At 62.0% G+C, this 22,172-nt stretch carries 21 protein-coding genes; 2 read left to right on the top strand and 19 right to left on the bottom strand.

The window, feature by feature from the left end; genetic code table 11:
* Positions 1 to 161 precede the first annotated feature (161 nt).
* The 14 genes from KVY23_RS02040 to KVY23_RS01975 form a co-directional block, all read right to left on the bottom strand.
* Positions 162 to 1,100 carry an alpha/beta hydrolase gene (locus KVY23_RS02040; protein ID WP_268994638.1) on the bottom strand — a complete coding sequence of 313 codons (939 nt, stop codon included), beginning with the start codon at positions 1,098 to 1,100 and terminating at the stop codon, positions 162 to 164.
* 3 nt (positions 1,101 to 1,103) lie between these two features.
* The gene (locus KVY23_RS02035; protein ID WP_230555109.1) at positions 1,104 to 1,685 is read right to left on the bottom strand and encodes an NADPH-dependent FMN reductase; all 582 of its coding nucleotides are present in this window, start codon (positions 1,683 to 1,685) and stop codon (positions 1,104 to 1,106) included.
* Positions 1,682 to 3,115, bottom strand: coding sequence for an MFS transporter (locus tag KVY23_RS02030; RefSeq protein ID WP_230555108.1), 1,434 nt, complete (start codon positions 3,113 to 3,115; stop codon positions 1,682 to 1,684). The genes KVY23_RS02035 and KVY23_RS02030 overlap by 4 nt, the downstream gene beginning before the upstream one ends.
* Before the next feature lie 48 nt (positions 3,116 to 3,163).
* Positions 3,164 to 3,925, bottom strand: a complete 762-nt coding sequence (locus KVY23_RS02025; protein WP_187346709.1) for an SDR family oxidoreductase — start codon at positions 3,923 to 3,925, stop codon at positions 3,164 to 3,166.
* On the bottom strand, positions 3,922 to 5,331 hold the full coding sequence (locus KVY23_RS02020) for an FAD-dependent oxidoreductase (protein ID WP_230555107.1): 1,410 nt from the start codon (positions 5,329 to 5,331) through the stop codon (positions 3,922 to 3,924). The genes KVY23_RS02025 and KVY23_RS02020 overlap by 4 nt, the downstream gene beginning before the upstream one ends.
* A 2-nt stretch (positions 5,332 to 5,333) precedes the next feature.
* Entirely contained in the window at positions 5,334 to 6,278 is a 945-nt protein-coding gene (locus KVY23_RS02015; RefSeq protein ID WP_230555106.1) for an aromatase/cyclase, read from the bottom strand.
* Positions 6,279 to 6,303: 25 nt separating this feature from the next.
* Positions 6,304 to 7,380, bottom strand: coding sequence for a 3-oxoacyl-ACP reductase FabG (fabG, locus tag KVY23_RS02010; protein ID WP_230555105.1), 1,077 nt, complete (start codon positions 7,378 to 7,380; stop codon positions 6,304 to 6,306).
* Between the two features lie 31 nt (positions 7,381 to 7,411).
* Positions 7,412 to 8,623 (bottom strand): ketosynthase chain-length factor, encoded by a 1,212-nt coding sequence (locus tag KVY23_RS02005; RefSeq protein WP_230555104.1) that lies wholly within the window; start codon positions 8,621 to 8,623, stop codon positions 7,412 to 7,414.
* Entirely contained in the window at positions 8,620 to 9,891 is a 1,272-nt protein-coding gene (locus KVY23_RS02000; RefSeq protein WP_230555103.1) for a beta-ketoacyl synthase, read from the bottom strand. The genes KVY23_RS02005 and KVY23_RS02000 overlap by 4 nt, the downstream gene beginning before the upstream one ends.
* Positions 9,888 to 10,217, bottom strand: coding sequence for a TcmI family type II polyketide cyclase (locus KVY23_RS01995; RefSeq protein WP_230555102.1), 330 nt, complete (start codon positions 10,215 to 10,217; stop codon positions 9,888 to 9,890). The genes KVY23_RS02000 and KVY23_RS01995 overlap by 4 nt, the downstream gene beginning before the upstream one ends.
* A gap of 9 nt (positions 10,218 to 10,226) precedes the next feature.
* On the bottom strand, positions 10,227 to 11,753 hold the full coding sequence (locus KVY23_RS01990) for an FAD-dependent monooxygenase (protein WP_075838341.1): 1,527 nt from the start codon (positions 11,751 to 11,753) through the stop codon (positions 10,227 to 10,229).
* 83 nt (positions 11,754 to 11,836) lie between these two features.
* Positions 11,837 to 12,793, bottom strand: a complete 957-nt coding sequence (gene fabD / locus KVY23_RS01985) for an ACP S-malonyltransferase (RefSeq protein WP_230555101.1) — start codon at positions 12,791 to 12,793, stop codon at positions 11,837 to 11,839.
* 239 nt (positions 12,794 to 13,032) lie between these two features.
* Positions 13,033 to 14,658, bottom strand: a complete 1,626-nt coding sequence (groL, locus tag KVY23_RS01980; RefSeq protein ID WP_075838342.1) for a chaperonin GroEL — start codon at positions 14,656 to 14,658, stop codon at positions 13,033 to 13,035.
* Between the two features lie 233 nt (positions 14,659 to 14,891).
* On the bottom strand, positions 14,892 to 15,065 hold the full coding sequence (locus tag KVY23_RS01975; protein ID WP_230555100.1) for a hypothetical protein: 174 nt from the start codon (positions 15,063 to 15,065) through the stop codon (positions 14,892 to 14,894).
* On the opposite strand from KVY23_RS01975, the gene KVY23_RS01970 reads away from it, so the two are divergent.
* Both KVY23_RS01970 and KVY23_RS01965 read left to right on the top strand, forming a co-directional pair.
* A complete protein-coding gene (locus KVY23_RS01970) occupies positions 15,064 to 15,282 on the top strand; it encodes a hypothetical protein (protein WP_230555099.1) in 219 nt (72 codons plus the stop codon). The two genes, KVY23_RS01975 and KVY23_RS01970, sit on opposite strands and share 2 nt — an antisense overlap.
* Positions 15,283 to 15,803: 521 nt before the next feature.
* A complete protein-coding gene (locus KVY23_RS01965; RefSeq protein ID WP_230555271.1) occupies positions 15,804 to 17,594 on the top strand; it encodes a BCCT family transporter in 1,791 nt (596 codons plus the stop codon).
* Here KVY23_RS01965 and KVY23_RS01960 read toward each other — a convergent pair whose 3' ends face one another.
* The 5 genes from KVY23_RS01960 to KVY23_RS01940 are packed head-to-tail and all read right to left on the bottom strand — an operon-like array spanning position 17,595 to position 22,084.
* Positions 17,595 to 18,239 (bottom strand): DJ-1/PfpI family protein, encoded by a 645-nt coding sequence (locus tag KVY23_RS01960; RefSeq protein ID WP_230555098.1) that lies wholly within the window; start codon positions 18,237 to 18,239, stop codon positions 17,595 to 17,597.
* The gene (locus tag KVY23_RS01955; protein WP_230555097.1) at positions 18,236 to 18,655 is read right to left on the bottom strand and encodes a DUF1801 domain-containing protein; all 420 of its coding nucleotides are present in this window, start codon (positions 18,653 to 18,655) and stop codon (positions 18,236 to 18,238) included. The genes KVY23_RS01960 and KVY23_RS01955 overlap by 4 nt, the downstream gene beginning before the upstream one ends.
* Positions 18,652 to 19,002: a UBP-type zinc finger domain-containing protein gene (locus KVY23_RS01950; protein WP_075838343.1), complete on the bottom strand. Its 351-nt coding sequence runs from the start codon at positions 19,000 to 19,002 to the stop codon at positions 18,652 to 18,654. Before KVY23_RS01950 ends, KVY23_RS01955 begins: the two co-directional genes overlap by 4 nt.
* Entirely contained in the window at positions 18,999 to 20,432 is a 1,434-nt protein-coding gene (locus KVY23_RS01945) for an ATP-binding protein (RefSeq protein ID WP_206509235.1), read from the bottom strand. The genes KVY23_RS01950 and KVY23_RS01945 overlap by 4 nt, the downstream gene beginning before the upstream one ends.
* Entirely contained in the window at positions 20,429 to 22,084 is a 1,656-nt protein-coding gene (locus tag KVY23_RS01940; RefSeq protein ID WP_230555096.1) for an FAD-dependent oxidoreductase, read from the bottom strand. The genes KVY23_RS01945 and KVY23_RS01940 overlap by 4 nt, the downstream gene beginning before the upstream one ends.
* Positions 22,085 to 22,172: the final 88 nt, after the last annotated feature.

The raw sequence follows: 22,172 nt of genomic DNA, 5'->3' as shown, positions 1-22,172 counted from the left end.
GGAATCCGGATACTGTGAAGGGACATCCAGCGTGGCGGTCTCGTCGCCGATAGCGAATTGCATGTTGACTGCTATGTCGAGTCTGATTCATCTTCTTGCCCACCACAACAGAGCGCAATGTCAAGAAGTGTCAAGTATTCTGCGAAGTTTTCATTCCTGCATCAAGCAGTGCGCAAGCCCGAATTCGATGCACGTTCGCCGAGGCATTCCTCGAGAAATGCAAGCGCCTTGAGGTGGTACGCCGCTGCGGTCCACCCCAGGCTGATGTTGTGGCCGGTTTGCGGTAGAACGTCGATCGATACTCGACAACTACCGAAACGCGAACGCAGTACATCAAGCGCATCGTCGTCGTGAATCCACCACTGTTCGTACTCGGCAAACGTGAAGCGCACCGGCGTGCCAATCCTCTCGGCAACCAGCGAAAAGCGCTCAGGCCATCCGGCGATGTCGTCCAACTCGCACGCAGGTACCTCAGCTACCATGCCGACGGCGAACGTGAAGGTTCGAGGTGGATAGAAGCTCAGCTTCCCCCAGTTCATCGGCCACGCGAGATCTGCATGCGAACGATCCAAAGGTGCGGCGCCGACTGCAAATTCGTGGCCGATACCGGACACGTCGATACCGATGAAGGACGGGCCTCCAGCGTTCGACGCCATCGTCAATGCAACCGCTCCCCCGTAGGAATGAGCGAGTAGAAACAAGCCTGCACCGATCGGATGATTGCGCACGAAGTCCTCGAGGGCCTCGCCGATAGCGGTCGCCTGGTCGTCCATGCATAGCCCCGCTGGATAACGTTCCGCGTGTGCACCGTATCCCGGTCGGTCGATCGTCAGTACCGAGTACCCGAGCCGAGTTGCTGTCGCACATAGTGACAACGAAGGCTCGGACCGAGCATCGAAATAGTCCGCCGTCATACCTGCACCGTGGACAGCGACGACCACCGCGCGCGGTACGACGCCGGCAGGCGCATGAAGCGTTGCACCGACCGATATTCTATTGCCAAGCACTAGCGTTCGAACACGAGAGTCATTCGATTCACACCCCGAAGGAGTCGACGTGTAGTCCGGCGAACCACCCCGCTTGCTATCGCCCGCGATCATCTCTCACCACGTCGGCGGGGTTCGCCGAGCTTCGCGTAATGCATGTCCCCACCAGAGAAGATGCTCGATCATCTTATCTGCCGCGGAGATGGCATCGGTGGGGTCAACGGGTTGCCCTGACTCGTCGAACTTGTTCCAGACGATCGGAAAGCTGACGCTTTCGCGCAGCGCTACTGCGTGTAGTTCGCCCAGCACCGGTCTCAGCTGTTCCACCGCACGCAAACCACCCGCGATGCCGCCGTACGAGACGAATCCGACTGGCTTTGCGCGCCATTGTGTCCCATGCCAATCGATCAGGTGCTTGAGTGACGCCGGGAAACTATGGTTGTATTCTGGCGTCACCAGCACAAAGGCGTCTGCTCGCTCGAGCCTCGGGGTGATCTGCTCGAGTGCGTGCGCATCCTCGGGCGAGGGATTCTCGGAAATTTGGTAAGGCAACGGATGGTCGGCAAGGTCGATGTAGTCAACCTGGAGATCGTCGCGTTGTTTCGCGTGGTCTACGAACCACTCCGAGATCGTCGGTCCGAGCCGACCGTCCCGCACACTTGCGCAGACGACTGCCAATTGCATGGTGCCCTCGGTCATTGTTGCTCCTTCGATCGGTCTTCATCGGATAGTGGGGCCCTCGAAATCCAGATGCCCACACAAGCGGACAGGATTCCGAGGAGTGCGACGACGATCGCTACACGTGCAGCGAGTTGTTGGTCGACAACCCAGCACAGCGCAACAGCCATCGGGACGAAGGCAGCGGCCAATTGCACTGCAGTCTGATACAGGCCTCCTGCCGCCGACTTGTGGGCGTCGTCGACGGTGCTTGTCGCCCGAGAGTTCAACGCGGCAAATCCGAATGAGAAGCCAGCTCCGAGCAGTAGCATCCCGGGAAGTACATCGACTGTGTAGTCGGTCGGCGCTTCGGGAACTGCGAATGTCAGTGCGGCGCTGCCAGTGCACATCATGCCGGCCGCCGTCAGTGGCGCGGTTCCGAACCTCGCGATCAGGATGCCCGAGAGGGGTGCGGCCAGAACCAGTGGCACACTCGCAGGCAGCACCGCAAGCGCTGCATGTAGCGCAGTCCACCCGAGATCGTATTGCAGCCGCATGGTCACGATCACCAGCAAGGCAAGGTTCGTGCCGTTCATCGCCGCCGCGCAGACCATCGAGCTCAGCAGAGTTCGGTTGGCTAGTGCCGGTGAGAAATACAGGGGTTCCCCGTTGTTTCTCTCCGATCGAACCAGCCCGCCCGCAAAAAGCACTGCAACGGCCACACACACCACTGTTCGAGGGTCGCGCCAGCCGTAGGTCGCGGCTGTACTGATCGCTGAGACTGCCGCAATCACCGCGAGTGCGAAGAACAGGGCGCTTGCTGCACCCAAGGGCGCAAATCGGTTGATCGAATTCTGCCCGCGCCGTGGGTCCTTCGGTATCAGCCGAGCCCCTGCGACGAGAATCACCGACACCACGATCGCAGGTACCAGAAACGTCAGCCTCCAGTCGTGCAGAGTCAGAAAGCCTGCCGCGAGCAAGCCGGCAGCGAAACCGGAGCCGCCCGCGAATGCATAGATCGACAGTGCTCGGTCACGTCCTCGTTTGTCCGCGAATGTCGTAGCGATGATGGCCGAACCCAAAGGCGCAGTGAGCGCAGCACACATTCCCTTGATCACGCGAATACCGCTCAGAAGCACAGGATCTACGACGATGCTGCCCGCCAGCGACACCGTGACGAACAGCACGAGCGCAAGTAGGTACACCCGTCGCCGACCGAACCTCTCGGCCAATCGACCGCCGATCATCAATGCTCCGGCGAACCCACACGCGAACCCGCTGACGAGCCAGACAGCGGTGACACGGTGATAGCCGAGGTCCTCGGCTATCACCGGCATGGCGACCACCATGATGGACACTTCGAGCGCATCGATCAGCATGTTCGCAGCAAGCAACGCCAGCAACCCCCACGCGGCGGCAGGTCGAACTGCGCTGCTGTAGCTACCTTTCGACACTTCGATCGTTCTGTCCACGCTCGCTCCTTGTCGTCGCTCGGAGTGGTTCGCGTCGTCGCTCGAGAATCAACCCAGCAGGGTCCCGCCACTTGCGTCCAGCGTCGAGCCAGTGATCCATCGAGCGTCGTCGGAAGCGAGGAACGCCACCGCATCAGCGATGTCGTCTGGCTCACCGACCCGATTGAAGGCAGACAACGACGCCATCTGTTCGACGACCTCGGGCATACCGAATACCGGATTTCCGTTCCTCGTGATCCCCGGCGCAACACTGTTCACAGTGATACCGCGTGGCGCGAGATGTTTGGCCATGTGCATCGTGAGTTGCTCCACGGCGCCCTTCGTCATCGCATACGCAACTTCTTGCGGATTCGCGACGCGAGTCAAACCTGAAGAGATGTTGATCACCCGCGCCCCGTCGTTGAGGTTGGTAGTTGCCCGCTGCAGGATGAAGAACGGGGCTCGGGCGTTCACGGCGACGAGGCGGTCGAATTGTTCGGGAGTGGTGTCCTCCGGCGAGACACCTCCCATCACTCCGGCGTTGTTGACGAGAATGTCCAAGCTGGAGGATCCGGTCCTCTCTTTCAGGCCCTGTTCGAGTTCGAAAAAAAGTTGATGAATCGCGCCCGGCGTTTCGAGGTCTGCTCGTACTGTGAACGCTCGACCACCGTTCTTTTCGATCGACGTGACGGTGTCGAGAGCAGCATCGGCGTCCGACGACCAGTGGACGGCGACCAACGCACCGTCGGCTGCGAGCCGAGTCGCTATCGCCCGCCCGATATTGCGGCTTGCGCCGGTGACGAGTGCGGTCTTTCCCTGTAGACGAGTCATGAAGTCTCCAATCGTTGTGGTTCTCTGTCGAACTGCGTGAATCGGTGCCATTCTTCGAATGTCGAGTACGGTGAAGATCCGATCCCTTCACACTCTTCGTAACCGTCCGGTCGGATGATCTGCCACCATCGAGGAGAACAATCGGGTCGAAAGTCGATGACAGCGCCGCGGCCCTGGCGCAGATCGTCCGCAGCTCTCGGATCGGAGGCAACGACGTCGGGGTGCACTCGCGATCCGCACACTGTGGACTGCCCAGGACTGCGCTCGCGGCGATAATCGATATCCAATCCGCTGATTGTCGCGGCCAGCTGCTGTTGTACTGATTCGGTCTCGAGGAGTGCAGTGAAGATCGAACGCAGGGGTTCGATTTCGGGCCCGCCGAGCAAGAGCGAGGCCTGGGCCTCGATTCCTGCCAACACACGTGCTCCGACAGCGTGACGTTCGTCGTGGTAGCTGTCGAGCAGACGTTCGTCACCTGAGCCGCACACAGCCATCGCAAGCTTCCACCCAAGATTGAAGGCATCCTGCATGCCGAGGTTGAGTGCCTGGCCACCGACCGGCATCTGCCGATGCGCGGCGTCGCCTGCCAGGAAGAGCCGCCCAGAACGGTATTGCTTCGCCTGCTGTGATGCGTTGCCGAAGCTGTTGACCCACTGTGGCTTCGCGCTTCGGATATCCTCTCCGGTCACTCGCTTCCATATGCGAGCGATGTCGTCGAACGTGGAATCGCTGCGGCCGTCGGCCGGGTTGGATCCGAACTCGTGAACCATCACCCGTGTGACGTCTTCTCGCCTCGCTGCGATGGCCAAACCCGAAGTGAGACGCTCGAACTTTCGATTGCGAATGTCGATTCCCGTGACATCCACACGATGCAGCTGCCGGTCCGAGGACCGGCCCGCGAACTCGGTGTTCATCAGTCGTGCGGTCGTACTGGTCTCTCCGTCGCAGCCGACGAGATACGACGCCAGTAGGTTGCGCGACCCGTGTCGGCTGTCTACCCGGACCACGATGCCCGACGACGTCGTGGTCACTTTGGACAGTGAATGTCCCTCTAGTACAACCGCACCCAGATCGATGGCCCACGATCGCAGAATTGCGGTCGTACGAGTTTGCGGAACCTTCCACTGTCCTGCATAAGGACTCGGCAGGTTCAGATCGAGCGGGATACCTCCAAAGTGCCCGAGAGGTTCGTGTGGAAGCTCGCCGAACTCGTCCAGGAGACCGCGCAAGGCGAGAAGCTCCATGGTGCGTGCATGCAGCGTCGATGCCCTGGATTCCGTGGACGGTACCTCACGGCGTTCGAGTACGACGACGTCGACCCCACGCAGACCAAGCTCGCCGGCCAATGTGAGTCCGACAGGCCCGGCCCCGACGATCACGACTCGAGCCTCGAGCGTAGTGCGCATACTCAGCGAACTCGTTCGGCGTAGTCTTTCGCATGGCCGAGGGTCGCCCGACTGTTGGCACCCAACGCATCTCGTACATACTTTCGTGCCTGTTCGACGCCGGCATCGGCACCTAGGATCCGCGCGAAGTTCTCCTCCCGAAGAACGACCGTATGGTGCGAGGTTGCTCGCACCCCGCCGTCGTTCTCTACGAAGGTCCACCGGCCTGTGTGAACACTCATCAACGCGGGCAATGTGGTTTGTTTGTAGACGATTTGCTCGAATGGCACGCACACCCTGAACGACTTGGTTGTGTGAGTCGTGCCGTCCTGAGCCGTGGTGTCCATCTCCAACGTCTGGAGCCCAGCAGACGGTTCGTCCAGGCGCACGCTCGATACGTGTGGCAGCCGTTCGGCCCAGAGGTGCGCTTCATTGACGAAGTCGAAAGCGTCCTTGCCTGCACCGTCGATCTGGATCGAATCCTCGAATTCGAGCACGAGATCAGCGGAGTGCACAACCAACTCCGAGTTCGCCTTCAACGCCGCAAGCTCCGATCGGGAGTTCCGATCGACGACCTCAGAGATCCACGCGAGTCCCGCCGGATCGTCGTCGACTGCTCGGTAGTCGTGAAGCAGTCGCACCGTCGACGTGGTGTCCGATGATGCCTCGACGATCCATTCTCCGCCCATTGCGGCGACAGGTGGCGTCGAGACCAGCTGGCGGAAGGCGATCCGGCGGGCGGATGGGTGCAACGTGCGCCGGGACTTCCATGTCTTGGCTTCGCCGTTTGCAGATGCCCAGATTCGCAGGGTCTGTTCGCTGTTCGACTGATCCTGCAGTTCGACAAAGATCGTCGGAGGGAACAATCGAGGCCAGTTCTCGACGTCGGCGATCAGTCCGTAGATCTCGTCGGCCGGCGCCGCGATGTCGATGGTGTGCTCTACTTCGTGCACAGAGTTCGGTGCCATGGTGGTTCCTTTCGGAGAATGAGGTCTAGAAGTTGCCGAGTCCGCCACACACGTTGATCGCCTGTGCGGTGATCGAAGCTGCTGTGTCGGTGCTCAAGTAAGTGACCAGGCCTGCGACTTCTTCCGGAGTCGAGTACCGTCCCAGCGGTATCTTGGCTGTGAACTTGTCCATCACGGCGGCCTCCGAGGTGCCGTAGGCGGTTGCGTACCCTTGGCGGACACGAGCGGCCATCGGGGTTTCCACGTAGCCGGGGCACACCGCATTAACGGTGATGCCGGTAGGTGCCAACTCGTTTCCGAGCGCCTTCGTGAACCCGACCACACCATGCTTGGACGCCGAGTACGGTGCGCCTAGAACGACACCCTGCTTGCCTGCCGTCGAAGCGATGTTGATGATCCGTCCGCGCCCACGGTGACGCATTCCGCCCGTGTTCAACGCTTCCCTGGTCAGTCTGAAGACGCTGTTGAGATTGGTGTCGATGACGTCATCCCACAACTCGTCGTCGATTTCCGCAGTGACCCCGCCGCCACTTCGGCCGGCATTGTTGACGAGCACGTCGACGGATCCATACCTGTCGACCGCTGCCTGAACGAAGTTGTGGATGTCCTGACCAGACCTGACGTCGACAGTGGTTCCGTCCACATCGAGCCCATCCTCGTTCAGTTGCTTCACCGTCGCTGCGACGTTGTCCGCCGATCTGGCCCCGATGAAGACACGATGCCCGGACTCGGCGAGTGACCGCGCAATTGCGAGCCCGATTCCACTCGTCGCCCCCGATACCAGGGCGACCGGTGACGCCGCGCTCGACGCCCTGGGCGAGGCGATCTGATCAGCACTGTGACCGACGCGGTCGAGATGTTCGTTGACTGCCTGGATGAGCAGGCGAGGGGTCGTAGCTTCCACGACGAGCGACTCGTCGAGCGAAATTCCGTATTCGCGTTCGATTCTGCCGCAAGTTTCAAGCAAGGCAAGCGATTCGTACCCTAGGAGTTCGAATTCGGTGTCGAGGATCTCACTGTCCAAATCCACTGTCTCGTCGGCGCCCGCGCCGGCCAGAAGGATCCTCTTGAGATCGTCGAGCGTAAAGGTCTCTGTGCTCATGAAACTGCCTTTCCTAGTGGAGTGTGGATGATCAGGCTGCGCGGGCAACGACGGCGGAGTTGAAGCCGTGGTGGCCGCGGGCAAGGACGAGTGCATGTCGAACAACTTGTGCTCTGGCTGATCCCGACACCAGGTCGAGTCCGAGTTCCGAGTCGAGTTCGGTATTGATCGTAGGAGGCACGACGCCCTCGGATATGGACAACAACGCGGTTGCCAGGTCCAGCGCCCCGCCGCCCGAGTACAGACGCCCAGTCATCGTTTTGGGCGCCGTAACCGGTACTCCCCGTTCACCGAACAGTCGCTTCAACGCGTCTGCCTCACTGCGATCAAGACTCGGATCGCCGGCAGCGTCGGCAAACACCACATCGATGTCGTCGGTGCACACGTGCGCGTCCGCAAGTGCGACCTCGATGGCGCGAATCAGTCCCTCGGATCCACCCTTCCGTTCGACTCCATCGAATGTTGCTCCATAACCAGCGATTTCGCCATATATTCGGGCACCTCGGCCACGCGCCTGCTGTGCATCCTCGATGACCAGGATGGCGCCGCCCTCTCCCGGTACGTGGCCGCAGGCGCGTGCGTCGAATGGCAGGTACGCGCTTGCGGGGTCGGGGTTGGTACTGAGTCTGCCGCTGGCAAGCAGTGCTACCCAGCCCCAAGGGCAGATCGTCGCATCGATTCCACCCGTGACGACAGCCTTGGTTCCTTTTCGAATTTGCCTCCGCGCGTGGGCAACAGCGTCGAGCCCGCCTGACTGATCACTCACGACGACGCCGCTCGGACCCCGCATGTTGTTTCGGATGGAGATCTGACCGGAGTTGACAGCGTAGAACCAAGCAAACGACTGATAGGCGCTGACATGCTGATTCCCCTGGCTCCAAAGCTTCTTCAGTTCGTTCTGGCCGAATTCGAAACCACCCGCCGACGCGGCCGTCACGACTCCTAAGTCCAAGCTGTCGAATGTGTCTGCTTCGATTCCGGCGTCAAGGAGCGCCCAATCGGTCGCTGTGAGCGCCAGCCGCGTCATTCGGTCGGTCTGGGGAAGCAGCCGACTCGGCAGATGCACTGAGGCCTCGAAGTGCCTGACCTCACCGGCGAGGTGAAGAGGATACCCGGTCGCATCGAAGCTTGCGATCCGATCGATCCCACTCGCACCGTTGCAAGTAGCGTCCCAGTACTGTTGGGTGCCAAGCCCGTTGGGGGATGCCACTCCGATACCGGTAACTACCGTCGAGCTATTCATCCCACACCCCTTTCTGGAGTGGTGAGGACCATCGCACTCTGAAATCCGCCGAATCCGCTACCGACTGTGAGTACGGAATCGGTCTTCCAGTCTCTGGCTGTGATCGGGACATAGTCCAAATCACATTCGGGATCGGCGGTGTGAAGGTTGGCCGTAGGAGGCACGACATTGTTGTCCATCGCCAACACCGATGCTGCGATCTCGATCGATCCGATCGCGCCGAGCGAGTGCCCGATCATCGACTTGATGGAACTGACCGGCGTTCGGTAGGCGTGTTCGCCGAGCGAACGCTTGAATGCTGCCGTCTCGTGACGATCGTTCTGTTTCGTCCCCGAGCCGTGAGCGTTGATGTAATCGATGTCGCTGGCATCGGTTCCGGCCTCGTCCAGCGCAACACCGATGGCCGCGGCCATCTCGGCGCCGTCGGGTCGCAGACCTGTCATATGGAAAGCGTTGCAACGAGATCCGAAGCCACCGACCTCTGCGTAGATCTTGGCGCCGCGTCGTTGAGCACTGGTCAACTCTTCGAGAACGAACATGGCAGCTCCCTCACCGAGCACGAAGCCGTTCCGAGTGTTGTCGAAAGGACGCGACGCGTGTTCGGGGTCGTCGTTTCGAGGGGTTGTGGCCTTGATAGCGTCGAAACACGCGAGCGTGATCGGAGACAGAGGAGCCTCGCACGCACCGGCGATCATGACGTCCGCGGATCCCTCTCTCAGCAGGTCGACTGCATGGCCGACCGAGTCGAGCCCTGAAGTGCATCCTGTCGAGATCACCGTCGTCGGCCCCTGCGCGTGCACGGACCAGGCAACTTCTGCCGCGAACGAGCTGGGAACCAGATAGTCGTACAAATGCGGTACCGCGTAGTCATGGTCCACGAGCTCCAAACGGCCCGAGTCGCTGACCACCTGATACTCCTCCTCGAGGCTCATCGTCGCCCCGACCGCGGTTCCGACGGATACGCCGACCCGGTAGGGATCGTGCTTGTCGAGCTCGATACCGCTGTCTGCCATAGCTTCTCGTGTAGCAACTACAGCGAGCTGCGCGGCCCGGTCCATTCGCCTGATCTCGCGGCTGCTGAGTCCGTGCTCGCTCGGTTCGAAATCGATCTCAGCGGCGATACGAGACCGGAAGTTCGATGCGTCGAAAGATGCGATCGGACGCGTGGCGGTCTTGCCTTCGCTGATCAGTTGCCAGAAGTTCTTGGTACCGATTCCACCCGGCGCCATGACCCCGACGCCTGTGATCACTACACGCCGTCGGCTCACCGATTCGCCTCCCAGTCGTAGAAACGTGTGGCCATTGCATCGGCAGGAGACTTCCACGATGAGGGGTCATACGCCTGGATCAGCGGTCGCAGGTCTTCGCTGATCGTGACGAATCTCGGATCGGACTTGGCGGTTTCTATCCGCTCCGGACCGTTCGTCTCGTCGAAGTCCTGGAGGTGGAAGTACAACCCTCGGTAGTGGAATAGCTGACGGCGTCGGGTTCCCATGAGGTGTGGCATATCCCCTTCGTCGAACTCGCCGAAGATCTTTGCGACGTCCACATTCGCGGATGGGTCCATACGCGCGACGATCAAAGTGCTGTGCATGTGCGGTTCCTATCTGTTCGTGAGGACCGAGGTCTTGGAGTCGATCGTGGTATCGGTGCGAGAAGTGCGCTCACGCGCCGGGCCGAACCACCGTTCGAGGGACATCGCCAGATCCGCATGCGTTCCTGGCGCAGCCCAGGCCACATAGCCGTCGGGCCGGACGAGTACGGCCGACGTGCTGGTCGGCCATGACGCGGGGTGCTCGACGATCGCTGCGGTGACGACATCGACGCGGTCCGACCAGCCCTGGGCGATCCTCTGGAGTACCGGGTTGTCCTCGAAGTCGAAAAGCACGCCGCGTGCTCTTGTCAAAGCGGCCGTCGACGTCGCGGGCACTGATCTCTCATCGAAGACGAGTGGAGGCAGTCGGTACCCGAGCAGAGGGTTGGTCCCTCCACCTGAGTCGTATCGGATCTCCAGCCCACTGACCATGCCGGCCAGGTGACGCGTCACATCGTCGTATGCGGTGAGTTCGGAGAGAACCTCACGCAGCGGTTGCATCTCGGATCCGCTCAGAAACAGTGTCCCCTGTGCTCGAGTGTTTTTCAGGAGTCGCTCTCCCACCGGCCAGCGCTCGTCGTGATAGGTGTCGAGTAGTCGCTCCGGCGCACGGCCCGAAGCTACTGCACCCAGTTTCCATCCGAGGTTCACGGCGTCTTGAATGCTCGTGTTCATTCCTTGACCGCCTGCAGGCAGATGGATGTGTGCGGAGTCACCCGCCAGAAATACTCGCCCCCGCCTGTACTCGGCGGCTTGCCTCGTTGCATCGCCGAACGAGCTGACCCACACGGGATTTCCATGCGAGATGTCATCACCGGTCAGACGCTTCCACGCTGACGACACCTCGTCATACTTGGGCGGAGTTTCGCGGCGGCGCGGCGGCGCACCCCGCTCACACACGATCAACCGCGTGACACCCTCGGGGAGCAAACCAACCATGACCATTCCACCGGGAAGGGTTTCACCGATCATGCGGGGTTGTAGGTCGAGTCCCGTCACGTCGGCGAGGAACATCTCCATCGTCGATGCGGTACCGGGAAAATCGAATCCCGCCGCCTTCCGGACGGTGCTACGCCCTCCATCGCATCCGACCAAGTATGCGGCTGTCAGCGTCTTGACCCCGTCCGGCGATGCGACGTCGACCTGAACCGACAGACCTTTGTCAGAGACACCGAGCACCTCGTGATTTCGTCGAAGGTCCACGCCCAGCGAAACGGCCCACTGCTCCAGGACGGTCTCAGTTGCAGACTGGGGCACCGTTTTCGCGGCTTGGTGAGCCCCTTCGAGCAAGCCGAAATCCAAGGGGATTCCACCGAAGTGGCCTTGGGTACTCACTTCGATGGTTCCGAATCGCGGTAGCAGTCCACGCTGATCGAAAACTTCCATTGTCCGCGCAGTGAATCCCAGTCCGCGCGACTCTCCAGTTCTTTTCGGAAGCCGTTCCAATAGAATGACATTCACGCCGGTAAGCCTCAACTCGGCGGCAAGCATGAGACCCGCCGGACCAGCTCCGACAACGATTACTTCAGCATCCATACGTCCTCCTTGGCTTCGATGGCAGTGCACTCGCAGAGGTCACATCGGTGCGCTCTACTACGGATGAGAGTCGAGACAACAAGTCAGGCGACGACAGCGTCGGTCCGTTCGTTCGCCAGAACGTCGTTCAGTTCGCCCAAGGTCGATGTGGCCGCGACACGCAGTTCCGGCGTCGCTTTCTTGCTCAATCCCTTGAGTACACGGCCCGGGCCGACCTCGAGCGCACAGCTTGCACCGAGGCGTTCGAGCGTCCGCATAGTCTCTGTCCAACGAACTCGAGCGGTCAATTGATTAGTGAGAATTCTTCGGACGTCGACGATGTCGGATACACTTTGCGCGGTAACGCTCGATACGAATTGCGTAGTCGGTGTGTGCATATCGACACTATCCAACGCTGCCGAGAATTCCTCCTCGACATCTGCCATCAACGAGCAGTGAAACGGAGCGCCGACATTCAACGGAATGGTCTTTGCTGCTCCGTATTCGAGCGCGGATTCGCACACCTTCTCTACCGCTGCAATATGTCCTGAAACGACGATTTGCCCAGGGGCGTTATCGTTTGCGACCTCGACAACCTGCGATGTTGCCGCTTGGATCTGGCCGCATAGTGCCTCGACATCCGCGATGCCGAGACCGACAACCGCAGCCATGGCACCCGGCTCGCGCCGACCTACCCGACTCATAAGCTCACCTCGAAGGCGCACCAGCAGAAGGGCATCGGTCCAGCAGATGGTTCCTGCACATACCAACGCTGCAAACTCACCCAGGCTATGACCTGCCGTGATCGACGGCTCGACCCCGTGCTCTCGCAACACAGCCATCGTCGCAATGCTCGTGACAAACACCGCAGGTTGCGTTATCGAAGTGTCACGAAGAACATCGGCGTCTGCATTCAGGCAGATTCGAGACAGCGGAATTCCCAAAATATCGTCGGCAGAACGGAAGCACTTGGATGCGGTTTCAAAATTTCCTACAAGATCGGATCCCATTCCGCTACGCTGCGATCCTTGACCGGGGAACACAAAAGCTATTGATTTCATGCGGCGTCCTTCTTGCATTGCGCTTGAACGAGTCACCAACTCCGACCATTGCCGTCGGGCTTGGACCCAAGCTTCATACGTGACGGACGGTCGGTCAACGGCGATATGTTCAAAGGAATGCAAAGGAATGCAAGAGAGTGTCAAGGCTTTACCAGACACTTTCGAGCAATTCACACGTGCGCACGAAAAAGCCCGGCCCCTCCGAAGAGGGACCGGGCTCTTGTCGAGAGAGATGGACTCTAGAAGTCCATGCCGCCCATGCCACCGGTCGGATCGCCTGCGGGCGCTCCGGCCTTCTCGGGCTTGTCGGCGACGACGGCCTCGGTGGTGAGGAACAGAGCCGCGATGGACGCTGCGTTCTGCAGCGCCGAGCGGGTGACCTTGACCGGGTCGTTGATGCCTGCAGCGAGCAGGTCCTCGTACTCGTTGGTCGCGGCGTTGAGGCCGTGACCTGCGGGCAGGTTGGAGACCTTGTCCGCAACAACGCCGGGCTCGAGGCCTGCGTTGAATGCGATCTGCTTGAGCGGAGCGGACAGCGCGACGCGAACGATGTTCACGCCGGTTGCCTCGTCACCGTCGAGCTTGAGGTTGTCGAGTGCGGGCGCAGACTGCAGCAGCGCGACGCCACCGCCGGCAACGATGCCCTCTTCGACGGCAGCCTTGGCGTTACGCACTGCATCTTCGATGCGGTGCTTGCGCTCCTTGAGCTCGACCTCGGTCGCTGCTCCGGCCTTGATGACTGCAACGCCACCGGCCAGCTTGGCCAGGCGCTCCTGCAGCTTCTCGCGGTCGTAATCGGAATCGGAGTTCTCGATCTCGGCGCGGATCTGGCTGACGCGACCGGCGATGGCCTCGGAGTCGCCCGAGCCCTCGACGATGGTGGTCTCGTCCTTGGTGATGACGACCTTGCGTGCCTGGCCGAGCAGTTCGAGTCCGGCGGTCTCCAAGGAGAGGCCGACCTCTTCGCTGATGACCTCGCCACCGGTGAGGATGGCGATGTCGGCGAGCTGAGCCTTGCGACGGTCACCGAATCCGGGTGCCTTGACGGCAACGGACTTGAAGGTGCCGCGGATCTTGTTCACCACGAGAGTGGAGAGAGCTTCGCCCTCGACGTCCTCGGCGATGATCAGCAGCGGCTTGCCCGACTGGATGACCTTCTCGAGCAGCGGCAGCAGGTCCTTGACCGTGGAGATCTTGGAGCTGACGAGCAGGATGTAGGCGTCTTCGAGGACGGCTTCCTGGCGCTCTGCATCGGTGGCGAAGTACGCCGAGATGTAGCCCTTGTCGAAGCGCATGCCCTCGGTGAGCTCGAGCTGCAGGCCGAAGGTGTTGGACTCCTCGACCGTGATGACGCCCTCTTTGCCGACCTTGTCCATTGCCTCGGCGATGAGCTCGCCGATGGACGGGTCGCCTGCGGAGATACCAGCGGTAGCAGCGATCTGCTCCTTGGTGTCGATCTCCTTGGCGGACTTGAGCAGCGACTCGGTGACAGCTGCAACAGCCTGCTCGATGCCGCGCTTGAGGCCGAGCGGGTTGGCGCCGGCCGCGACGTTGCGCAGGCCTTCACGAACCAGTGCCTGAGCGAGAACGGTAGCGGTGGTGGTGCCGTCGCCTGCGACGTCGTCGGTCTTCTTGGCGACCTCCTTGACGAGCTCGGCACCGATCTTCTCGTAGGGATCTTCGAGCTCGATCTCCTTGGCGATGGAAACACCATCGTTGGTGATCGTGGGAGCTCCCCACTTCTTTTCGAGAACGACGTTGCGACCCTTGGGGCCCAACGTCACCTTTACTGCGTCGGCGAGGGCATTGAGGCCTCGCTCGAGGCCACGGCGTGCCTCTTCGTCGAACGCGATGATCTTGGCCATTGCGAAGTGATCCTCCGGATTGGGGGTGACACGCTTGAGCGACCGTGTTCCAGTCGCTCATCTGCACTTGCTCGGCCGAGTTCGGTGCCCGCGACGGACGACCAGGGGTGTCGATGATTCCCAGCCTCACCGTCCCGACCTGGCACTCACACTAAGCGAGTGCCAACTGCATTTCTAGCACTCGACCATGCCGAGTGCAAGGTCGAGCACACTCACCGGGTAAGCGGTGCCGGTCACGAGCCGATCGACGCCGGTGCCTCGTTCCGAGCGGAGGACCGCGCAAGTGCCACAGTTGCCGCGACCATCGCGACCAGAGCGACGAGCAAGACGGCGGTGGCGTCACGGTCCGCGGCCAGGTACTCCCCCAGCACCATGAACCCGAGAGCCGAGGCGACGACGGGTTCCATGACTGTCGACGCCTGCAACGACGATCAAGGCGCACAGCTCTACGGAGGTCAACAGCGGACCGACGCCCCGCGACACCAGGTGCACCACGCCCTTGGTGAGCACTGCCGCCACGCCGAACAGCGCGCCGGCCGCACTACCGAGCAGCAGCGCTTTCCGCGGTCCACCACTGCGCTGGGCCGCGCGGACGCAGGCGAGCGTGAAGGGGCATACCGATGATGCAGATGGCCGCCCAGTGCCGAACCTCGGCGCGTTCGACGCCCGGCTTCGGATCACCGACCACTACGAGGATTGCGGACGAGCGAGGTGATGGGTCCGACCACCCCGACGTTCTCGGCGGGCACCCAAAGCCAGGGTCACCACGACGAGTGTTTGCGATACGTAGACGAATTTTATCGGGTGTGTGTTGCTCCGGCGATTCGGAATTGCATTCTCGCAAGTGAACATCCGTCGAATGCAGCCCGGTACGAATACTCGCGTCGAAACCAGCAGTTCGACCGGTAGCGCGCAGTTCGGTTACTGTACTTATCGGCACTTGACCAGAAACAGAAGAAGCACGAGAACCGAATGTGGTCGGCCCGACGCGGTAGCGATCAGCATCGGCCGCCGTCCACAATTCGCATACGAAAATTGTGAGGACGGAAGCGCCAGTGAATTCCACAGAACCCAGTGCATTGAAGAAGGCGTGGGGTGGGCTGAGAAAGCCCGTGTTCATTCCCGCGTCGATCGTCATTTTCGGCATGATCGGTTTCGCCGTCGTCTTCGCCGGTACCGCCGAGGGTGCATTCGAATCGCTGAACTCCGCGATCACCGATGGCGTCGGCTGGTGGTACATCCTCAGCGCGACCGGTTTCGTCGCGTTTGCGCTCTACTGCGGCATCAGCCGGGTCGGAAACATCCGCCTCGGACGTGACGACGAGAAGCCCGAGTTCGGGGTCCTGTCCTGGTTCGCGATGCTTTTCAGTGCGGGTATGGGCATCGGTCTCGTCTTCTACGGCGTCGCCGAACCGCTTTCGCACTACGTCGATCCACCCGAGGCCGGTCGCGTGGCGGGCAGCACGGACGCGTCAGCGAATCAGGCCATGGAGCTCACCCTGTACCACTGGGGACTGCACGCTTGGGCCATCTATGTCGTCGTCGGCCTCGGCATGGCGTACATGACGTACCGCAAGGGTCGGCCACTGACGGTCCGGTGGATTCTCGAACCGCTACTTGGGCGCAAGCGCATCGAGGGCGGCATCGGCCACGCCATCGACGCCGTCGCCATCATCGGAACCCTCTTCGGCGTCGCGACCTCGCTGGGATTCGGCGTTCAACAGATCTCTGCCGGCCTCGAATACCTCGGTTGGATCGAGACCAACAACTGGGTCACGGTCATTCTGATCGCGTTCGTCACCGCGTTGGCAACATTCTCGGTGGTAACCGGTGTCTCCAAGGGCCTGAAGTGGCTGTCCAACATCAACATGGCGATGGCGGCGAGTCTCGCGCTGTTCGTGCTGATTCTCGGGCCCACCCTGTTCCTCATGCAGTCGTGGGTGCAGAACCTCGGCGGCTACATTCAGGCGCTCCCCGAGCTCATGCTCCGCACGGCACCGTTCGCCGACGACGGTTGGGCAGGCGCGTGGACCATCTTCTACTGGGGATGGTGGATGAGCTGGGCACCTTTCGTCGGCATGTTCATCGCCCGCATCTCACGTGGCCGCACCATCCGTGAATTCGTCTTCGGTGTCCTGCTCGCTCCCACCGTCATCGGTTCACTGTGGTTCACCATCTTCGGCGACGCCGCCATCCTGCGTCAGCGCGACGACCAGGACCTGCTCGTCGACGGCGAAGTGAGCACCAACACGAGTCTTTTCCAGCTGCTCGACGGCTTGCCGCTGGCCACTATCACCAGTGTTCTCGCGATTCTGGTCGTGGTGTTCTTCTTCGTCACCTCCTCGGACTCCGGGTCCTTGGTCATCGACATTCTCGCGTCCGGCGGAAATCTGGAAACCCCGAAGATCACTCGCATCTACTGGACCACGCTGGAGGGCGCTGCGGCGGCAGTCCTGCTGCTGGTCGGCGGTTCCGGATCTTTGACGGCATTGCAGACGGCCTCGATAGCCACGGCAGTGCCGTTCTCGATCATCATGGTGCTGGCGTGTGTGTCGCTACTGAAGGCGTTCCGTTACGACGTGGCCACCACACCCCGCTACATCCGTTTGACGACCACTCCGAACACCGAAAGCACGAACGGGGAAACCCCCGTTCCGCTCGACGAGGTCGTCAAGCCGGCTCGTCGATTCGGAATCTCTTCGACGTTCTCCGGACTCAGCGCTTCGACGGACGGTCTCGCGACTCCGGATGGTCAGCACGTGGTGGTGGCGGTGCACGAGGTGTCCAGCGAATCGCTGGCCGTCGACCCCAAGACCGGGGAAGTGGAGTACTCCCACGAGAATGCTCCGGTGGATCCGCTCGGCGGGGAGACCTTCGACACCCCGGAGTTCGCGGACTCCGCAGAAGGTCAAGCACAGAAGAACAACTCGCAGTAACTACAGCGACGAGGAGGGGCCCGGCCGATCAGGCTGGGCCCTTTTTCGTCGGTCGGGTGACCAGTGATAGTCCATTTGGCGCGCGGTGCGCGTCGCAACGTCGGCCCCGACGAACCGCCGCACCAGATGCAGCGCGAGATCGAGCCCGGCACTGATGCCGGCCGAGGTGGCAATATCGCCTTGATCGAGATACCGGACGTCGTCGCGGACGTCGAGTTCGGGCCAGCGCGAACGCAGTTCGGCGACATCCTCCCAGTGCGTGGTCACCGGCCGCTCATCCAGCACACCGGCGGCGGCGAGCAGGAACGCGCCGGTACACACCGACGCCGTCAACTCGCTCGTCTTCGACTGTCGTGCGATCCACGCCAGGGCTGCGGCATTGTCGGTGACAGCATCGACGACGCCCCCGGGAACGAGCACGATGTCGAAGTACCTACCGTCCGCAAGTGATCCATCGACCTCGATTCGCATCCCACCGCGAGCGCAGACCGGACTGTCGTCGATCCCGACGAGGACGACGTCGAAAGCGGGCTCCCCGCCGTCCCTGACAATCACCCTGTTGGCCACCGAGAAAACTTCGAACGGCCCACACGCGTCGAGCACCTCGACGTCGTCGAACATCAGAATCCCCACCGACCGTGTCATGAGCTCATGTTTTCGACGATGTGCGGGTAGTTCACCGCGGTCAGCTCTTCGAGAACGCCGAAGTCGACGTCAGCGAGGGTGTTGACGTACAAGCATCCAGCTCCCCGTTTGTGTTTTCCGAGCCGCTCGAGCAGCCCCTCCGACTCCGGTGCGTAGGTGAGCCCATACAGCGACAGATTCGATTTACGCGGCGAGAATCCGACGACGAGGTAGTCGCCTTCCCGCCCGCTTCCGGTCCGGTAGTGGTAAGTGCCGAAGCCAACCATCGTCGGGCCCCACATCACTGCGGGTTCACCGGTGACCCGACCCATCATCTCGGCAAGGGCCAGTCCGTCGGCCCGTCGAACGGGATGCTCCACGGCAGCGAGGAACTCCTGGGCCGGGACATCCGTCGGACGCGTCTTGTTCTCGTTCAATTGAGTTCACGCTGCCAGTTCGCGGGCACGAGACCAGCTGGCCCCGGCGTCGGCTGGTCGAGCGGATGATGCTGCGGCGGTGCGAGTTCGGGACCGTCGTACATCTGCTCGTCCGCGTAATTGTAGTACCAGCTCTCACCGGGTTCGAAGCTTCTGATCAGCTGATGCCTCGTGCTCTCGGCGTGTCGGCTGGCATGTTGCGACGGCGAGGAATCGCAGCACCCTATGTGCCCGCACTGCGCGCACCTGCGGAGGTGAAACCACCACCCCTTCGTCGCTGTGCATTCGGCGCAACCGGGCCCCGACGGCGCGGCGGTGACATCGATGCCGGGAATGTCCTCGCTCATGATTCCTCCTGCGCTGATTCCGACGCTATAGGCAGTCTGACAGTGAAGCGGGTGTCACCGGGCTCGGATCGTACGTTCAGCTCACCATGATGTTTGGTCACGACGATTCGCCACGAGATGTCCAGGCCCAGACCGGTTCCCTCGCCCACGGGCTTCGTGGTGAAGAACGGTTCGAAGATTCGGCCTCGGATGCTCTCCGGCACTCCGGGTCCGGTGTCGCAGATGTCCACCTGGGCCGTGTCGTGATCGAGCGAGGTTCGCACTGTCAACGTGCCGGCACCATCCATCGCCTGGACCGCGTTGTCGATCAGATTGGTCCACACCTGATTCAGCTCGGCCGCGTATGCCGGGATCGGCGGCAGCGACGGGTCGTACTCGGTGACGACGGTGACGTCGGGGCCGATCTTGCGCGCCAACATCACCAGCGTGCTCTCGAGCAGGTCCCGCAGGTCGACGGTTTGGTACGGCGCACGATCCATCTGCGAATACTGTTTGGCCGCCCCGACGAGGGTCGACACCCGCGTCGTCGAATCGGCGATCTCGTTCATCAACAACTCGGTCTCGACGGTGTAGCTGAGCCATCGAACCGCGCCCTCGAGGGTCCTCGACTCGTCGACCGTCGCGGCAACCTTGTTCAGCCATGCCACATCCAGGCCCGCCTGCACGAATGTCGGAGCCAGATCCCATCCACCTGCGATGTCGTGGTCGTCGAACCAATCACCGAGCTCGTCCTCCCTGTCCGAGGCCTCGAGCGGCGTCAGCTTGGGAGCTTTCGCGACGAGTTCGACGGCTTCTTCCTGCAGGCCGACGAGGGAGGTGAGCGAGGCCCGATCGAGCGAACCGTTCGCAATCATCTTCAGCTTGTGGCGCATGTGTGCGACACGATCGCGCAGCGCCGACGTCGCCCGCACCGCGGCAGCCGCGGGGTTGTTCAGCTCGTGGGTCAGACCAGCGGACAGGGATCCCAGAGCCAACAGTCGCTCTCGCTGATCGATGAGCTGCGTGGTGTTGCGGTTGCCGAAGAACAACCCGTCCAGCAGATGCAGGGCCATCGGGAACCACTCGGAGACGATCGAGGCGAAGCAGTCGGCGTCGAGCACGAAGAAACGCGAGGTGGCGCTCACGCGCATCGATGACTGGTACACCTGGGGCGCCCGATCACGTAGGTAGGCCTGCCACGCGCCCGCATACACGCCGCGCTGCGAGGTTCGGTTGATGACGATGTCCTCGCCGCCCGAGAGCTTCGTCAACACCAGGGAGCCCTCGATCAACACGTAGAAGCACCTCGCCGGATCGCCCTCGGAGTACACCGGCCCGGGCTCGATGGTTTCGATACTGCCCTCGGCGCAGAGTCTCGCGAGCTGCTCGTCGTCGAGTTTCTCGAAGAGGAACAGTGTTCTCAACTCTTCCGGACTGCACGGCGCACTCATGGATTGGCCAGATAGCTGTGCACGAGCATCACTGCCATCGCTCCCTCGCCCACCGCCGACGCCACCCGCTTGGCCGAATCGGAGCGCACGTCACCGGCAGCGAACACGCCGGGCACGCTCGTTTCGAGGTGGTGGGGCAGCCTGTCACGATCCCATCCGGCCGGCCCCTTGCCGTCCACGACGAGATCGGGTCCGGTGACGACGAACCCGTGCTCGTCGCGCACGAGGAAGCCGTCGAGCCAGTCGGTGCGCGGCGCGGCCCCGATGAAGAGGAACAGGTACTGCGCGGCAATGGTCTCCTCCGCGCCGGTGGCCCTGTCGCGGACGGTGATGGACCCCAGGTGATCCTCGCCCGCAACCCCGACCACTTCGGTGCAGGTTCGCACGGTGATTTTTCGATGCTCCTCGATCTGCTGAATCAGGTAGTGCGACATCGACGCCTCGAGCGACTGTGCACGAATCAGAATCGTCACCGACTTCGCTCCGCGCGCCAGGTACACCGCCGCCTGGCCGGCCGAGTTGGCGCCGCCGACTATGTAGACGTCCTGCTCCGCGCAGCGAGCCGCCTCCGTCATCGCCGAGCCGTAGAACACGCCGCGGCCGGTGAAGTTCTCGATACCCGGCGTCGCCAGCTGTCGGTACGCCACACCGGTCGAGAGAATCACCGTGTGTGCGGCGATGGTGCGACCGTCTGCGAAATGCACCGTCCTCGCCGATCCGTTGGCCTCGAGCGCAACCACGTCCTGGGTCGTCACCACCTCGGCGCCGAATTTGAGCGCTTGCCGACGCGCCCGCTCGGCCAGCTGAGCCCCGGAGACGCCGTCGGGGAATCCGAGGTAGTTCTCGATCCGGGAACTCTGTCCGGCCTGCCCGCCAGTCGCCGTGCGCTCGATGAGCGTCGTGCGCAAGCCCTCCGACGCGCCGTAGAGTGCAGCGCCGAGCCCGGCGGGGCCACCGCCGATGACGACGAGATCGTAGAACTCGTCCGACGGCGTCGTGGTCAGGCCCAGGCGCTGGGCCAGCTCCGCGTCGGTGGGGCCGCAGAGCGCGGTGCCGTCCGAGGTGACGACCACCGGACACGCGGAATCCTCGACGCCGGCGGAGGTGAGGAGCCGAGCGCCCTCCGGTTCGTCTGCCATGTACCAGCGATAGGGCAGTTGGTTGCGAGCCAGGAACTCGCGCACCTCCGAGGATCTCGCCGACCACCGGTGGCCGATGATCCTGGTTTCCTCGACGGGACGATGGTCCTGGGAGCACCACGCCTCGAGCTGGGCGTCCAACACCGGGTACAGCTTTTCCTCCGGTGGATCCCACGGCTTGAGCAGGTAGTAGTCGAGGTCGATGACGTTGATGGCGTCGATTGCAGCGTCGGTGTCGGCGTACGCGGTCAGCAGCACTCTTCGCGCATAGGGGTACAGGTCCATCGCTTGTTCGAGGAACTCCATGCCGTTCATCTGCGGCATGCGATAGTCCGCCAGCAACACGGCCACAGGCTGACCGCGCAGCTTCAATTCCTTGAGGGCATCGAGGGCTTGCGGCCCCGATTCGGCACGGATGATTCGGTAGTTCTCGCCATAGTGACGGCGAAGATCGCGGGCGACGGCTCGGGATACTCCCGGATCATCGTCGACACTGAGAATGACAGGCTTCAATGACCCTCCCGGACGAGCGTTACCTGCCCACAAGTATGACTCCGGGAGTCGAGCCGCGCGTGTCAGACCTGCCCGCGCCTGATCATCT

Source organism: Rhodococcus sp. I2R (assembly GCF_020889545.1).
Lineage (GTDB): Bacteria > Actinomycetota > Actinomycetes > Mycobacteriales > Mycobacteriaceae > Rhodococcoides.
Note: the sequence above shows the minus strand (reverse complement) of the source record. Positions and strands in the feature narration are given on the sequence as shown.